We start from the raw sequence: 14,206 nt of genomic DNA, 5'->3' as shown, positions 1-14,206 counted from the left end.
TATTTAATTTCTTGATTCCATGAAGTGAATGGAGATATATGAATTTGAAGAAGATATTTATTGGATTAATGTTGATATATTGATGTCGAGATTTTTTGTTGTTTTAAGTGAATGTAAAGAAATGGCATAGTTGAAAATTTTTATTATTGAACTATATTGAAGCGTCCAGCATGAAATTTTAGTGCGGAAGTTGATCGTGAGGTGTTGGGCTGTAGGGCGGCGTACTGTTTCGTGGTGAATCATTTTTATTTGGAAATATCATTCTTTCCAGTAATTAAAAGGAGAGTCAGGCTATGAATACAATGTTGGAAAAGAAATCCTGGGATAAACCGGACGAAGTCCGCCCATTCAAAGATGGCGCAGGTCAGATGGCTGTCTTCACGCTTGGCAACCAGACAATGGGGCGTGGCGAATTTGAACCTGGCTGGCGCTGGAGTCTGCACGTAAAACCGATAGCAGGTACAGATTCCTGCCAAGCAACTCATACCGGCATGGTCCTCGAAGGACGAATGATCGTTAAAATGAACGATGGATCTGAAATGGAGTATGGGCCTGGTGATGTTTTTTATATGCCACCAGGGCACGATGCCTGGGTAGTTGGCAGTCAGCGTTGCGTATTGTTTGATGTAACAGGCGTCGCAAAGTACGCCAAACCACAATAGTGCCTGCCGGGTTCGAGTACCCGCTTCGCTACTCTGCGTCATTTGGAAGCATTCGCTGGCCCTGGAATGCCTTCTTCCTCAAGAACCAGGGCCACTGTCTTTGCGGCCTGAAGTTAGCCATCTCGGCAGTTGAGTTGTTTACTGATCGCTTACCATCCCTCATGCAGCCCACGAGGTACATGATTGCGTGCCGGAACCGTTTCAAGGCGGTTTCGACCGAGTCGGCAACACCAGTTTCTGATTTCTTTTCATTCCAAATTTCCATCTCCCCACCAAATATCGGTCATCAAAACGATTTCCACTAGAAAATATGTGGTTAGTATGGAAATGGTGCGGCGGAAGAAAATTTATTTTTTCTTATTGCGCTTGTTATACAGAAATTGCATGGTTGTTGCTAAAAGGCCTTTCCTACATGAATCATTGATGTAGATCATACGTTCGCAGTGACGTTGGGCACACCCAGCGATACAGTACTCATTCACCTGCAATACAGACGGCATGTGCTGATCCAATGTATTGCATCGCGCGAGTGGTAACGCTATGTCATGAAAGGAATGCTCTCCATGCTGACGGATATCTGGGTAGTTCGGAACGGCAGTGATTATCTTTTGTTGCACGGCCATTTGCGCTTGGCTACCACCTTGGTGGGGGAGGGCGCCGCCTATGTCGAGGTCAAGCATGAGGGACTCGTCAAGATCACACGCGGACCGGGGTGCTTCCAGGTAGATTCCGGCCATGGATTGCTACCGCTCAGTGTCACATTGGCCGATATTCATGGCTACAGATAGATCCCGCGCATGATTGTGCTATCCAGATGCCGCAAACGAAAGATAGTTTCTCCGCCTGCAGCCGTGGATGAGTGACTTGAACGAGGCCGGCGCATCCGCGGGCAGGTCTGACTTGTTTTTGCCTATCAATGTCACTTGAGCATCGAGTACTCGGTGTTGCTATCCTTTTACGCTGCTTTTGATAGGAAGCATGCCTCAGTCAGTGGCTCCCCCCCTGCAGCGGCCTTTTGCTGTATCTGCTACTGGCCGCCCCTACAGAAAAGACAGCTTGTCAGCGCCTGGAGGTGCAGCCTTTGCTGCTCTGATGCCTACGTGCGCGGACCCATCACCCAGAACTCGTGCGCAGAACGGCACGGCTACAGTCCGTATCCAGGAATCTGATGCGTTTGCGATTCAGATACAGTTCAGCCTCAGGCGAGGAAATCTACCAGCACGGAAGGACGTTGTTGATGCATTTATGCATGATATGTCCGGTGAGTGCCTTGGTGCCTTTTCGGAAATTTTGTTATTGTTATATAAATTATTTTTAAAAATATTTCCAATGAAATTAAAAGATGATTTGCGATAGATCAATACGTGTGTTTTCTGCAAGTATCTAATGAGGTTTACTATTGATCTATGTCAAGATTGATATGCTGCATTTGACATATGGATATCAGCGATATCGCAGAACGTCGATCTGATCTGTCAAAGTAATTGTGAAATATTTCAAATAAATTTCATTTTCTTCGTGGTTATTTTTATGTTAATCTTATGAATTGTTAAATAATATTATTCCTGATGGAAATTTATTGTGATATTTAAATATGGGTTAATACAATTAATGCATCAATTATTGTATGCTGTCATCACTTTCATGTGGGAGATTGGAAAGTATTGAACGGGGTAAATATTTGTTAGCCAAGGGAAAAATTGAAGACAGATGGGAATTTGATCGCTTAACTGTTGTATTTTTTTCAGTCTAAAATATATCACCTGCTCTATCTTTGTGTTATTGTTTAATTAATTAAAATTTGATAATCCTCAACTTCGCGTCCTGATTGCCGGTCATCCAAGATGGCACCGGCATGTAGCGAAACATCATAGGGGACACTTGTCAAATATATGAATAAATGGCGAAATAGATACTTGGCGACACCCTTTCAGATAGACCAGTATTGGAAAATACTACGTCAACAAGCTGAGCGGCAACTTAAACAGGGGCAGGGAGCGTCTGGTTCGGCGGATCAGGCGCTGTTATCCATGAAGTTGCAAAAAATGCATCATGAATTGAGCGTGCAAAAGATCGAACTCGAAATGCAGAACGAAGATCTATGTCGCACCCAGGAGCAGCTAAGGAGTACCAGCGAGCTATATTGCCATTTGTATGAGCAGGCTCCGGTCGGTTACATCAGTATGGATGCCACTGGTGTGATCATCCATTCGAACCTGACAGCCTCAAGTTTGTTAGCGGTCTCTCCGCAGACGCTGCTGGGGCAGCCGTTCACGCGCTTCATCTTCGAGGATGACCAGGATATCTTTTATTTCTTGCGGCGGCGCCTGTTCGACGGTGATACGTCCTGTTCCTCTGTGCTGCGCATGAGAAGGGAAGGCGCGGACCCGTTCTGGGCAATGCTGGAGGCCAAAGTTACGCAAAAGCACTTTGCGCCCGGCGTCGTATTGTTGGTTTTGAACGATATCAATGAACGTACCGTGGCTGCCACGAAGTTGCGCACCAGCGAGGAACGTTTTCGCGGGGCGTTTGAAAATTCTTCTGTCGGCATGATTATGGCAGATATGCATGGCACTTGGATCAAGGTTAACCAGGCGCTGTGCGAGATGCTGGGCTACTCCGAGCCGCAGCTTTTAACAATGGGATACCTTGGTCTGACGCATCCAGACGATTTGACTGCCAGCATAGAGCATGCGCAGCGCCTGTACCGCGGTGAGTTGTCTCATTATCGTATCGAGAAGCGTTACTTGCACAGCGATGGCCATGCAGTCTGGACTGTACTGAGCGCTACTCTGCTGCGTGACGCATCTGGGCTTGCCCAGCAGTATGTCGGTATGGTCGAGGATATCAGCATCCGCAAGCTGGCATTGCGTGCGCTGGAACTATCGCATGAGAAACTGCGAAAGCTCGTTGCACATCAAGAACATACCAAGGAGCAAGAGCGGATTCGAATCGCGCGGGAAATGCATGATGAATTAGGCAGTGTCTTGAGCGGTATCAAGGCGCAGATATCGGTTGCCCTTTTTCAGGATCAACAGAATGGGGGAGCACTGCAGTCCAGACTGACGGATGCCTGTACCTTGCTCGACACCGCAGCCGACACCGTGCGCAAGGTGATCACCGAATTACGGCCCAGTGTTCTTGATCAACTCGGTGTATGGGCGGCACTGGAGTGGCACGCGGCAGAGGTAGCCTCGAGAGCAGGGCTGGTATGTCAGGTTTGTATTGATACGGAAACGGCTTTGTTGGACATCGATCCTGAGCGCAGCACGGCATTGTTTCGCATCCTGCAGGAGGCGTTGACCAACGTCTTACGTCACGCAAACGCGACGCAGGTCAATATTCGTATCCATCATGAACAGGGAGCGATCACTCTGGAAATAGAGGATGATGGCAAGGGGATTGACATGGATATCTTATCAACGTCCAGTTCATGGGGGCTAACAGGCATGTCCGAACGAGCACGCCATTTTGGCGGCGATATCCGCTTCATTCCTCTCGCACATGGAACACTCGTTATGTTGCGCTTGCCATTGCAGGTGGGCATATGACATCCCGGAAAATTCGCGTCTTGCTTGTGGATGATCATATTGTCGCTCGTAAAGGCATTCGTTTGATGCTTGGCATGGATGACGGCATAGATGTCGCGGGGGAGGCCGAGACTGCGCATGCTGCGCTCGATTTGCTACAGTCGCAACCGTTCGACGTCGCGATCATCGATATCGGCTTGTCGGATCAAAATGGTTTGCAGTTGCTCAAACGCCTGCGGCGTGAGTGGCCACGTCTTGCTGTGCTGATGTTGTCCATGTATGCCGAGACAGTGTATGCAGTGCGGGCATTGCAGTATGGCGCAGCCGGTTACTTGACCAAGAACAGCAGTGCCGCAGTCCTGGTTGGGGCAGTATACAAGGCCGCGGCCGGGGGGAAATACATTACCCCGGCTGTGACGGACAAGATTGCAAATATGATTGGTGGCAGCGCGCTGAGCTGCTATGAGAAGTTGTCGGACCGGGAGCTGGAGGTATTGCGTTTGCTGGCCGCAGGTGAAGATCTCGGCAGCATCGCGCAGATGTTGCATTTGAGTCCCAATACTATTGCTACCTATCGAACCCGCTTGCTGGAAAAGACGGGCGCCAAGAATAATGTGCAACTTACCCGCTTTGCCATAGAAAATGGCATAGGTCCATCAATTCTCGGCGATAGCTAGATGGGTAATGGATGACATCCTTCATTGGGAATGGCGCCATCTGTGATGCCGCCCAAATGCGACTACGGTTGAGCATAACTGTATGAAGCGCTTGGCAATGCCTGGGGCAGATTCAGATGTTGGGCCAGCGCGAAGGCGATACAGTGGCTTGAAATGCAAGCTGATGGCGGTATGCGTATCGGCGCGCCGCGCTTGAAGGCAGGACGGTATGGGGGGTCAATGATTGGCCGTTGCTTTTGAGCTGAGGGGCTGTCTTGCCTTGGCTTTGCGCGACAATGTTGTGGCGATATCTTGCGCTTCGATGTCGTCGTCGTTGGCGATTGTTTCGATGGCGCCGTAATCGCATATACGCAGATTCTTTCCATCTGTGTCAATCCAGCCATTTTTCCTGAACTTCGACATCAGGCGGCTGACGCTTTCCATGGTCAGCCCCATATAGTTTCCTATGTCTTCGCGTGACATGAGTACTTGAAAGTGGCTACTTGAGTATCCTCTCGCGGCATAGCGCGCCGACAGGTCAAGCAGGAAAATGGCGAAACGCTGTTCGGCCCTGCTACCCAGGAAGCGCATAATGCGTTGCTCGCGATTAATTTCATCGCTCAGCATCCTGTGGAAGTGCTGCTGCAGTACCGGGACTTCAGCGCATAGTTCTTGCAGGCGCAGGAAAGGAACTTCACATACTTCGCTATCTTCGAGCGCCATGGCATTGTTATCCTGGAAACCGCTGCTGATCGCGCTCATCCCAAGTAACTCACCAGCCATATGGAAGCCGGTGACATGCTGTTTTCCACGCATATTATCCTGAAATGTCTTGAACTGGCCGCAATGAATAATATACAAGTTTTGAAATGGTTCGCCGACACGGAAGAGCAGATCGTTCCGTTCTATCCAGCGACGTTTGCCGATGATCTTGTCGAGTTGCGTTATATAGCGCTCATCCAAACCGGACGGTAGACAACGAATCCGGGAGCTGCATTTAGCGCACGTACTGGTTGGAGAATGGGAGGTCTCTCGTAACGAGAGTAAAGTGTGGAATGCATTCATTTACTTCCCCAGTCCTGGCAAGTGGTGTCAAGGAGTTGATTTTTCTTCTGATTCCCTCTTGACATAGTATGTGCGCGGATGTGTTCGCCCGATATAAGATAAAGACCTAGCTTTGCGTAGTGATTTATCTGGTGCGTTGATGTGGGGGATCACCTACGGACGGCAAACAGGGGGCACCAGATTTCAAGATTGTTCATCGCTCCGATGTTTTGCTGGACCAACTTGATTGTCCTTGCATGCATGTCCTTCCGATGGCATGGAAGCATCCGTTGACGTGGTTGCCAGTTCAGCGGAAAATAAAATGCTGTTTTTCACTGAATGGATGCGGGCTATGGAGGCGGAAGGCATTCGTGTGCTGTTGGTTGACGATCATGCCATAGTGCGCAATGGCGTCAGCTTAATGCTGAGTATGGCACCAGACATCCGCATCGGCGGCGAGGCAACGAATTTTCAGGAAGCCGTTGAGCGTGTCGCCAGCGAGGAATTTGACGTTGCCCTGGTCGATATCGTCATGCCTGGCAAGAACGGCCTGGACCTCTTGAAATCGTTGCGTGTCGTGAAGCCCGGTATGGCCGTACTGATGCTGAGCACATATTCAGAGGAAGTCTACGCCTTGCGTGCACTGCGCCTGGGAGCGGCAGGCTACCTGACCAAGGATGTGTCGACGGGCATCTTGATCGAGGCAGTGCGCAAGGCGGCATCCGGTGGCCGGTATATTAGTGCAGCGTTGACGGAGCGGCTGACAACGCTGATCGGAAAGAAGGGGGCGAGCGGGGTGCATGAGGCGTTATCGGAGCGTGAAATGGAGGTCTTCCTGCTGATTGCCGCAGGCGAATCGCTGGTACGCATCGGGGCAATGCTGCAGCTGAGCCCCAATACTGTGACGAGTTACCGCGCGCGCATTCTGAGCAAGATGGAGATGTCTTGCAACGCTGAATTGACGCGCTATGCGCTGGAGCATGGCATGCTGTAAGCGGGAATGGTGTTGCAGGAGTACCGTGATATCAGGCTACCATTTTTTCGATGGAAATACCGCCGCTCATTGTCTGCTCCATGAGCGCCAGCCGACGTGTGGCGCATTACTTTCCCATCAGCACTCATGGAGAGCTGAAGAGGAGACGTCTCCTTGGGCGTGGCTGTGCATCACGGCGGAAGACGCTCTTGATGGGGACGCTGCTCCCTAGCGCCGGACCTGGTTGGATTACGCAGCGCGGAGCACCAGTACCGGCACTGGACTGTGTAACAATACTTTGTGGGTTTCGCTCCCTAGCAACACGTCTTTCATGCCGAACTTGCTATGGGGTGCCATCGCGATCAAGTCGCAGCCATTTTCCTTGGCAGCGTCGAGTATTTTCTGATGAGGGTGATCGGAGCGTTTCAGAATAGTGGTGCATTCGACGCCGACTTCGCGAGCACGCTCAGTGATGAAATTGAGTATCCTGCCACCAGCGGCGACACTATCTTCCAGGTAGCTGCCACGCGTCGCTTCGAGCATGTCGGGATCCGGAGTCAAGACGTGAAAGTCGGGTACTACATGTATGCCGGTGATGCGGGCGCCACAGGAGTATGCCAGCGCGATGGCTGAAAGAATGGCCGGCCTGGAAGCTGGCAAGCCATCGGTGGGGACGAGTATGTGTTTGAACATATTGCTCACCTTCTATTTTTGACGGGGAATGAGAATGTGGCGCTGATACTCTGGCACAACCATGATCAGGATCAATCCAACGTGCATTGACAACCGTAATAGTTGTCCAACGTATGTCAATGCTCATTCATGGTGCCATGGCGATGTTTCCGATACTCAGAATATTGCATGTGCCAGTGTGCTTTCAGGCGTCGCTTGAGATGGAGCATATTGCCCCGCAGCGATCTGCTTCAAGGCTGGCTTGTCGAGCAACTGAAGATGACGATGTCTCACTGACAGGATGCCAAGCCGCTGCAGGCGGCTTAGCAGTCTGGCGATGGTTGCATGGGTCAGACTTAGATAATCCGCAACTTCTTTACGCGATAACTCGAGGTCCAGGTATGGCCCCTTGCCATTTTGTTGTGTCTCTTTCCAAACCAGCTGCAACAGGAACTGAGCGAACTTTTGTTCTGCGTGGTCATATCTGAGCAGGAGAGTAAGGTCTTGCAGTCGAGCCAGTTCCTTGCTCAGCATCTGTTCCAGGCGCAAGAAGAGTCCAGGAAAGTGCTGGCCCGTTTCTACCAGCTGTACATAAGAAAACTCGCATACTATGCTGTCGCAGACAGCTGTCGTGGTATCCGTATAGTGCTTAAGGCTAATGCTGTCGAGTCCCAACAAGTCGCCACTACCTGACAGTCTGGTAATGCACTGCTCTCCTCGATGGTCCAATTGATAGGATTTAAACTGGCCATGGCGAATGGCATACAGGCGCCCCAGTACCTGTTCATGTATGCTTTGCAGGGTTGCCCCCCGCCGTAGGTGATGCTGCTGCAGTATGAATCCTTCGACCTTGGCGCAGTCCGTATCGTTCATGCCTGCAGGCAAACATCGTTCGCGGACGTGGCAATCGAGGCATGAGAAGGGCTTCGTCCCGTCATCAGTGAGATGGGCTGCCGTGGACATGTGTCAACTCCCCATACAGTGGCTAAGCTCCGCACTAAAGGTGGCGCGGTGGCCATTCGCAAGTGCCATCTGTTCAAGTGCTGACAGATCCGTGATAACGATGTCCCGGTTTTCAAGCAAAATGAGGCCGGCCAGTTTGAAATGGTGCAGGAGTCTGCTGACACTTTCCGGGGCAAGGTGCAGATAGTTGGCGATGTCGGGGCGTGACATCGGCAAGCGATAGCGTGTCGCCGCGTCGCCCTGTTGACCATACTGCCGGGCAAGACGGAGCAAGAAGGTGGCGAGGCGCTGTTCCGCCGGACTGCGATATAGTTGTAGAGAGGTATTGCGGATATCCAGAATATTTTGACGGATGAGACTATGGAACAAGAGCGGCTGCTGGCGCAATGTGGCGTAGCCAATCTCGCACACTTCACTGTCCTCCATCGCGATGGCCGTACAAAGATGTTTTGTCTGCCCAATACTATCGAGTGCCAGGAAGTCGCCGCATACGGGAAAGCAGGTGATTTTTTGTGCACCAGTTCCATCGGCGCGGTAGTGCTTGAAACTTCCGTAGCGTACGGCAAATACGCATTCGGCAACGGGATCGCCGGCACGATACAGGAACGCCTTGCGTCGTACCCGGTTGCAGCGACCATCGATTCGCTCACTGTCAGATTGACGCACGCCAAAGGCGCGAGCCGAATGGGCGGCGGGGGCTGTGTCGTTGTGCATCATTCCTCCTGGGCAGGCGAGTCAACAATACTGACCCTGTGTTGATGTGGCGCTTGACCGGAACAGCTCGTGCATCCGCGGCGGCGGGCAGGCGGCTATTGTTACTCTATTTGTTCGGCGCACTGACTGCGCCAAGCGCCTGTTGCAGACCTTGCGCCTGATTGTTGCTCACATGGTCGCTGAGCACGTCGTTGGCCGACAACTTCCTGTGATAGTAAGCATCAGTCATTTTTTCATCGTAGCGGATATCATCCACGCTCACGGCTGCCACATCGGCAAAGATCCCTCTTGCGCTTGACCAGGCAATCACGTCTCCTTTGCCAATTGACCCGCGGGCAACCCTTTTCCAATTGGCGACAGTGAGTCCCGTATCGGCACCCATGGAGAAATTATTTCGCTGCGTGAACCGCTGAATGGCCTTGTCATTGAGCAGGACGAAAGCGAATGGTCCCGCTACTGCACCTACTTGCAGTCCGACACTGAGCTCTCCCAGAGTAAAAAATGCGGGGGAGCTCCATTTTCCGTCCTCGCGTTTGCGCAACAGGACGCCGGTACCGCCGCTCGCGCCGATGGCCAGTGCAGCGCGGCGGTAGGATGGAAGAATGAATATGCCGGTCGACCACTGTATTGCTTCGGCCATCACAGGATCTTTCGCCAAAATGACGATGGCAGTGCGTGCCTCATCTACATGCCGATTTGCCGCTGCTTCAAGCTGTGCTGCTGCTCTGTCCAGTTCCGTCGCGCGGGTATCCACCTCCTGGGATTGAACGATGGCCGGCGAACTGGCGAGCAAGGCGCCGCAAAGCAGTATCCCGACAGGTTTAATGTAGATCATCATGGCCGTTCTCCTGCTGACGTGTAGATAACTTCCTTGCACACTACAGCCGGGCACAGGTCGCTTGCCATGATCTACATCAAGGTATCAGGGGAATATTTTTGCATACGTAAAGCAATGCCCATGATTGTTCAAGGAATCTGGATGGGTATTCTGTGCATGTTGCAAGACTAAATCGTTTGTCTGCGATCGATTGCTGACATTTTTGACGAAGATCATTTGTCAAACAGACAAACAGTAGCTGGCGATTTATATTGAAACATGACGGACGAGAATGCCGCGTTCGCGTTGATGAGCAGTCAATAGCTTGACTAAGGAGAAGGAACCATGGCAAACCATCTGACCCATTTCGATCCGTTCCGCGACCTGGCCAGCATCGATTCCCTGCGCAACATAGATGATTTCTTCCGGGACATGGGTTTCAAACATGCTCTCAAGGATTTTGCGCGGCCATCCCAGATTCGGATCGACGTCACTGAAAGTGATCAAGCGTATCGCGTCAAGGCCGAACTGCCAGGTTTTAAGCTGGAAGAAATATCCGTGGGTATCGATGGCAATCGCATTTCGATCTCAGCTGAGACGAAGCAGGAGAACTCGGAGGCTGAGGGCGAGACGATGCTTCGTCGTGAGCGTTACGTCGGGCAATATTTCCGCAGTTTTTCGCTGGGACAAGATATCGATGACGCCAAGTCCGTTGCCAAGTACCGTGACGGTGTGCTTGAGTTGACACTGCCAAAACGAAAAAATAGTGCTGTGAAGAAATTGATCATTGGTTCTTGATGAGAAATGTACCAGTCATGCGCGCAGTTATGCATGTGCACTAGCCTTGATGGACTATCGTCTGCAGTGCAAAATGGGGAGTAAGGTATGCGCGCGCTGGTGTATGAAGTTCCGGGCGATCCGGTACTGTGGAACAAGCCAATTCCAGTAATACGGTTTCCGACTGATGCTATCGTCCGGATCAGCAAGACCACGATCTGCGGAACTGATTTGGATATCCTGAAAGGGAAAGTGCCCACTTGCCTTCCGGGCACAACCTTGGGCCATGAGGGCATAGGCGTGATTGATTCGGTGGGCAGTGCTGTCACGGGTTTTCGCCCCGGTGATGGTGTGCTGATTTCCTGTATCAGTTCCTGTGGCCGTTGCGAGTACTGTCAGCGTGGCATGAGTTCGCACTGTGTCGATGGGGGCTGGATACTGGGGCATAAAATTGATGGCACTCAGGCCGAGTATGTGCGGATTCCTTTTGCGGACACGAGTCTGTACAGGATTCCACCCGATGTCGATGAAGATTCCTTGGTCATGCTTAGCGAAATTTTGCCAACAGGTTTCGAATGTGGCGTGCTCAATGGCAATATCCAGCCTGGCAGCAGCGTTGCGATCGTGGGGGCCGGTCCTGTCGGCCTGGCCGCATTGATGACCGCCCAGTTTTTCGCTCCATCCAGCATTATCATGGTCGAAGTTGATCCACATCGTCTCGAAGTGAGCCGCCAGTTTGCTGCAAGTCACACGGTGCGGGCAGTTGAGCGCGCTGCCGTCATCGCAGTATTGGGGCTGACAGGTGGACGCGGCGTTGACACGGCGATAGAGGCGGTCGGGACTCCCGCCACGTTCAAATTGTGTACAGATATCATTGCGCCTGGCGGTACGGTCGCCAATGTGGGGGTGCATTATCGTCCGGCAGATTTGCATCTGGAACAACTTTGGTCGAAAAATATCACGATCACTACTCGTCTGGTGGACACCACCACCATCCCACAGTTGCTGAAGGCGGTGCAGTCCGGACGACTCGATGTATCAGGTCTGATTACTCACCGCTTTATGCTGAAGGACATCGTCGACGCCTATGCATTGTTTGCTGATGCGCTTAGTGCACGGGTATTGAAAGTCATTATTGCGGCCAATCATGTATGTTGAGCGGATAATCACCACCATGTTTGACACACCATCGCAGCCCTGGCTGCCCTGGCGTCTGCGGCAATCGGCGGGACGGCCGTGTAGCGTGAAATGGAGGCGTGGTGAGTAGAACTGTGCAGGAGAGTGAGCTTTTGCCATTGATGGGACCGGCCTCATTTGAACTGGATGCCGACATCAATGTACTGGGTATGGCGCTGATTGAAATACTAAAGCTGCGCGGTTCGCAGCGCGAATTCAGCGAACGCGAGCTCTCGTGGTACAGGCTCTCGCGTTTACTATGGGCCGCAAACGGCTGCAATCGTGAGACTTCAGGCCATAGAACTGCACCTTCTGTCTGTAATGCGCAGGAAATTGATATTTATATTGCGATGGCAAGCGGTCTATACCGCTATGATGCGCAGGCGCCGGCACTGATGCAGCAAAGTTCCGTCGATATGCGGCCGTTGACCGGCAAGCAGGATTTCGTGGCCAGGGCTCCGGTCAATCTGCTTTATGTCGCCAATTTGTCGCGCATGCCTCCCGAGGAGCAGGCCAAGCAGTTGCTCTTTGCCGCACTTGATGTCGGCCATATCAGCCAGAATGTTTACCTGTTTTGCGCCGCAGAAGGGTTGGCTGCCGTTGCGCGCGGATGGTTTGATCAAGAAGAGCTTGCTGAAGCCATGGCATTGACGGCGGGACAGCATGTGATGCTGGCGCAATCTGTTGGCTATCCTCTGGTTTCGCAGTCGCCGCCGCCTGCCTCTCTGTGAGAAAATGCAAGCATGCACGCAGCTACCGAGCAAGTGCTTAGTGCGACAACAGCAGCGGTACTCTGCTCTGGCTTAGCAAGCTATGCGTGGTGCCACCCAGTATCCATTCATGGAAGCGGCTACGGCCATACGCACCCGCGACAATCAGGTCAGCCCCACTGTTCAGCGCGCGACTACACAGAGTGGTGGCAGACTCCGTGACATTGTCGTGGCAGTTCACTTCAACCGGGATCCCGTGGCGAAGCAGATAGCGCGCCAGGTCCGCTCCAGGCTCGTCGCCGTGCTGCTTCCCCACATGTGGATTGAGTACCATAATCTGCACCCGTTGAGCGCGCAGTAACAGGGGCATGGCCCCAGCCACAGCGCGGCTCGCTTCAGGACTTGCATTCCAGCCAATGACGATGGAGCGCCCGGGAACTGCTACCGGCCCATCGCCATCCGGGATAACCAGCAGGGGCCGGGGGCTGTGCATTGCGAGATACCCGGGCAGCCGTGTGGACCAGACGAGGCCTGGATCGCTCAGATCGCTTTGGCCAGTCACAATCAGGTCGCAATAGAGCGACTGCAGTATCAATGCGTCGGCAGCATGACTGTCTTGAAAACGCGTTTCGTACGACGCCACGCCCAAGCGGCGACAATGACCATCGAATTGCCGAAGTTGTTCCTGGGCTGCTTTGCGCATCGGTTCATAGTCGAATTGCAACAGGGGAGTGAGTGCGGCCACACCATACACAATATAGTCGAGTTGCGCGCCACCGCTGGCTGCCGTGCCGATCAGGTGGGCCCCATACTCCTGCGCCAGTGCGGCCGCGACTTCCAGGCGTCGTTCAAAGCCGGAAAACTGGTCGGCATACATGAGAATGGTTTTGTACATGGCCGACTCCCGGGAAGATTGCATTCGAACGGTAGGACCAAGTTACTTGATTTATGTTGCGTTGTCAGGGTATCAATTGATCCTGATCATGTAATATTGACATTTAATGCCTTTCCGGAAGAATGGCCACGTCCGTCAGTTCTACACAGATCGTATGCGTGGGCATGCCGTTGGGACGATCATGACAAGCTGGCGCACTGCCAGTGTCGTGCCCCCAGACAGGCAGTGCGCGTCGTGGCGGGGCGTTAGCGCTGCTGAAGGGCCATCCTCGCATTGCGTAGTTTCAGGCGCTTTATCCACCAACCGTAGTCGCACAGTTTTTCGGCGCTTTCCGCTTGCTGTTGCTTGCGCCTGGTGAATTCCCGTATTGTGATGTTACATGGCGGTAGGACGTGCTGCGCCACACAGTATGCCCATACAACTTCGATTGGTTCACGCTCCAGCAATTCTTCGCAGATCAGTGCATGCCGTAGCGCTTCATCTACTGTCAGGTCCGTGTATACCGCCTCGGCGCCAAGGGAAACTGCGCCGTGTACACGTTGTCCAATGTCGACTGGACGGACAGTATCGTGGGGCAACTGCGAGCAGGCGTTCATATTCTCGATAACCGCCGGGAG

Annotated in this window: 14 protein-coding genes; 7 read left to right on the top strand and 7 right to left on the bottom strand. The window is 52.4% G+C overall.

Translation table 11 applies throughout. The features are described 5' to 3' along the window. Nucleotides 1–293: 293 nt before the first annotated feature. The gene (locus tag AC1RJW_RS19530) at nucleotides 294–662 is read left to right on the top strand and encodes a cupin domain-containing protein (protein ID WP_493046456.1); all 369 of its coding nucleotides are present in this window, start codon (nucleotides 294–296) and stop codon (nucleotides 660–662) included. 347 nt (nucleotides 663–1,009) lie between these two features. On the opposite strand, the gene AC1RJW_RS19525 is transcribed toward AC1RJW_RS19530, so the two are convergent. Then, nucleotides 1,010–1,342 (bottom strand): hypothetical protein, encoded by a 333-nt coding sequence (locus AC1RJW_RS19525; RefSeq protein ID WP_493046455.1) that lies wholly within the window; start codon nucleotides 1,340–1,342, stop codon nucleotides 1,010–1,012. A 1,236-nt stretch (nucleotides 1,343–2,578) separates the two neighbouring features. Between AC1RJW_RS19525 and AC1RJW_RS19520 the strand changes: the two genes are divergently transcribed. Next, nucleotides 2,579–4,213: a PAS domain-containing sensor histidine kinase gene (locus tag AC1RJW_RS19520; RefSeq protein WP_493046454.1), complete on the top strand. Its 1,635-nt coding sequence runs from the start codon at nucleotides 2,579–2,581 to the stop codon at nucleotides 4,211–4,213. Next, entirely contained in the window at nucleotides 4,210–4,869 is a 660-nt protein-coding gene (locus AC1RJW_RS19515; protein WP_493046453.1) for a response regulator, read from the top strand. Before AC1RJW_RS19520 ends, AC1RJW_RS19515 begins: the two co-directional genes overlap by 4 nt. A 216-nt stretch (nucleotides 4,870–5,085) precedes the next feature. Here the strand turns inward: AC1RJW_RS19515 and AC1RJW_RS19510 are convergent, their stop codons facing one another. Continuing rightward, nucleotides 5,086–5,811 (bottom strand): helix-turn-helix domain-containing protein, encoded by a 726-nt coding sequence (locus AC1RJW_RS19510; protein ID WP_493046452.1) that lies wholly within the window; start codon nucleotides 5,809–5,811, stop codon nucleotides 5,086–5,088. A gap of 358 nt (nucleotides 5,812–6,169) precedes the next feature. Here AC1RJW_RS19510 and AC1RJW_RS19505 point away from each other — a divergent pair, with 358 nt between their 5' ends. Next, nucleotides 6,170–6,886, top strand: a complete 717-nt coding sequence (locus AC1RJW_RS19505) for a response regulator (RefSeq protein WP_493046451.1) — start codon at nucleotides 6,170–6,172, stop codon at nucleotides 6,884–6,886. Between the two features lie 228 nt (nucleotides 6,887–7,114). On the opposite strand, the gene AC1RJW_RS19500 is transcribed toward AC1RJW_RS19505, so the two are convergent. The 4 genes from AC1RJW_RS19500 to AC1RJW_RS19485 form a co-directional block, all read right to left on the bottom strand. Then, a complete protein-coding gene (locus AC1RJW_RS19500) occupies nucleotides 7,115–7,558 on the bottom strand; it encodes a universal stress protein (protein ID WP_493046450.1) in 444 nt (147 codons plus the stop codon). A 156-nt stretch (nucleotides 7,559–7,714) separates the two neighbouring features. After that, a complete protein-coding gene (locus AC1RJW_RS19495) occupies nucleotides 7,715–8,500 on the bottom strand; it encodes a Crp/Fnr family transcriptional regulator (RefSeq protein ID WP_493046449.1) in 786 nt (261 codons plus the stop codon). Nucleotides 8,501–8,503: 3 nt separating this feature from the next. After that, the gene (locus tag AC1RJW_RS19490) at nucleotides 8,504–9,217 is read right to left on the bottom strand and encodes a helix-turn-helix domain-containing protein (RefSeq protein WP_493046448.1); all 714 of its coding nucleotides are present in this window, start codon (nucleotides 9,215–9,217) and stop codon (nucleotides 8,504–8,506) included. A 103-nt stretch (nucleotides 9,218–9,320) separates the two neighbouring features. After that, a complete protein-coding gene (locus AC1RJW_RS19485) occupies nucleotides 9,321–10,052 on the bottom strand; it encodes a lipid-binding SYLF domain-containing protein (RefSeq protein WP_493046447.1) in 732 nt (243 codons plus the stop codon). 324 nt (nucleotides 10,053–10,376) lie between these two features. Here AC1RJW_RS19485 and AC1RJW_RS19480 point away from each other — a divergent pair, with 324 nt between their 5' ends. From AC1RJW_RS19480 to AC1RJW_RS19470, 3 genes are all read left to right on the top strand, one after another. Further along, nucleotides 10,377–10,829, top strand: coding sequence for an Hsp20/alpha crystallin family protein (locus AC1RJW_RS19480; protein WP_493046446.1), 453 nt, complete (start codon nucleotides 10,377–10,379; stop codon nucleotides 10,827–10,829). Nucleotides 10,830–10,916: 87 nt separating this feature from the next. After that, a complete protein-coding gene (locus AC1RJW_RS19475; protein ID WP_493046445.1) occupies nucleotides 10,917–11,966 on the top strand; it encodes a zinc-dependent alcohol dehydrogenase family protein in 1,050 nt (349 codons plus the stop codon). Nucleotides 11,967–12,067: 101 nt separating this feature from the next. After that, nucleotides 12,068–12,715, top strand: coding sequence for a SagB/ThcOx family dehydrogenase (locus tag AC1RJW_RS19470; protein WP_493046444.1), 648 nt, complete (start codon nucleotides 12,068–12,070; stop codon nucleotides 12,713–12,715). A gap of 37 nt (nucleotides 12,716–12,752) precedes the next feature. Here AC1RJW_RS19470 and AC1RJW_RS19465 read toward each other — a convergent pair whose 3' ends face one another. Beyond that, nucleotides 12,753–13,589, bottom strand: coding sequence for a universal stress protein (locus AC1RJW_RS19465; protein WP_493046443.1), 837 nt, complete (start codon nucleotides 13,587–13,589; stop codon nucleotides 12,753–12,755). Between the last annotated feature and the right edge of the window lie 617 nt (nucleotides 13,590–14,206).

The sequence above is a fragment of the Janthinobacterium sp. GW822-FHT07A03 genome (genome assembly GCF_058798815.1).
This window is presented reverse-complemented; position numbering and strand designations above follow the sequence as displayed.

Bases quoted from the DNA above. Each gene is read 5' to 3' on its own strand.
- AC1RJW_RS19495 (WP_493046449.1), bottom strand. From the start codon at position 8,500: ATGTCCACGGCAGCCCATCTCACTGATGACGGGACGAAGCCCTTCTCA.
- AC1RJW_RS19530 (WP_493046456.1), top strand. From the start codon at position 294: ATGAATACAATGTTGGAAAAGAAATCCTGGGATAAACCGGACGAAGTC.
- AC1RJW_RS19475 (WP_493046445.1), top strand. From the start codon at position 10,917: ATGCGCGCGCTGGTGTATGAAGTTCCGGGCGATCCGGTACTGTGGAAC.
- AC1RJW_RS19525 (WP_493046455.1), bottom strand. From the start codon at position 1,342: ATGCTTGACCTCGACATAGGCGGCGCCCTCCCCCACCAAGGTGGTAGC.
- AC1RJW_RS19490 (WP_493046448.1), bottom strand. From the start codon at position 9,217: ATGATGCACAACGACACAGCCCCCGCCGCCCATTCGGCTCGCGCCTTT.
- AC1RJW_RS19465 (WP_493046443.1), bottom strand. From the start codon at position 13,589: ATGTACAAAACCATTCTCATGTATGCCGACCAGTTTTCCGGCTTTGAA.
- AC1RJW_RS19505 (WP_493046451.1), top strand. From the start codon at position 6,170: ATGGAAGCATCCGTTGACGTGGTTGCCAGTTCAGCGGAAAATAAAATG.
- AC1RJW_RS19500 (WP_493046450.1), bottom strand. From the start codon at position 7,558: ATGTTCAAACACATACTCGTCCCCACCGATGGCTTGCCAGCTTCCAGG.
- AC1RJW_RS19515 (WP_493046453.1), top strand. From the start codon at position 4,210: ATGACATCCCGGAAAATTCGCGTCTTGCTTGTGGATGATCATATTGTC.
- AC1RJW_RS19480 (WP_493046446.1), top strand. From the start codon at position 10,377: ATGGCAAACCATCTGACCCATTTCGATCCGTTCCGCGACCTGGCCAGC.
- AC1RJW_RS19485 (WP_493046447.1), bottom strand. From the start codon at position 10,052: ATGATGATCTACATTAAACCTGTCGGGATACTGCTTTGCGGCGCCTTG.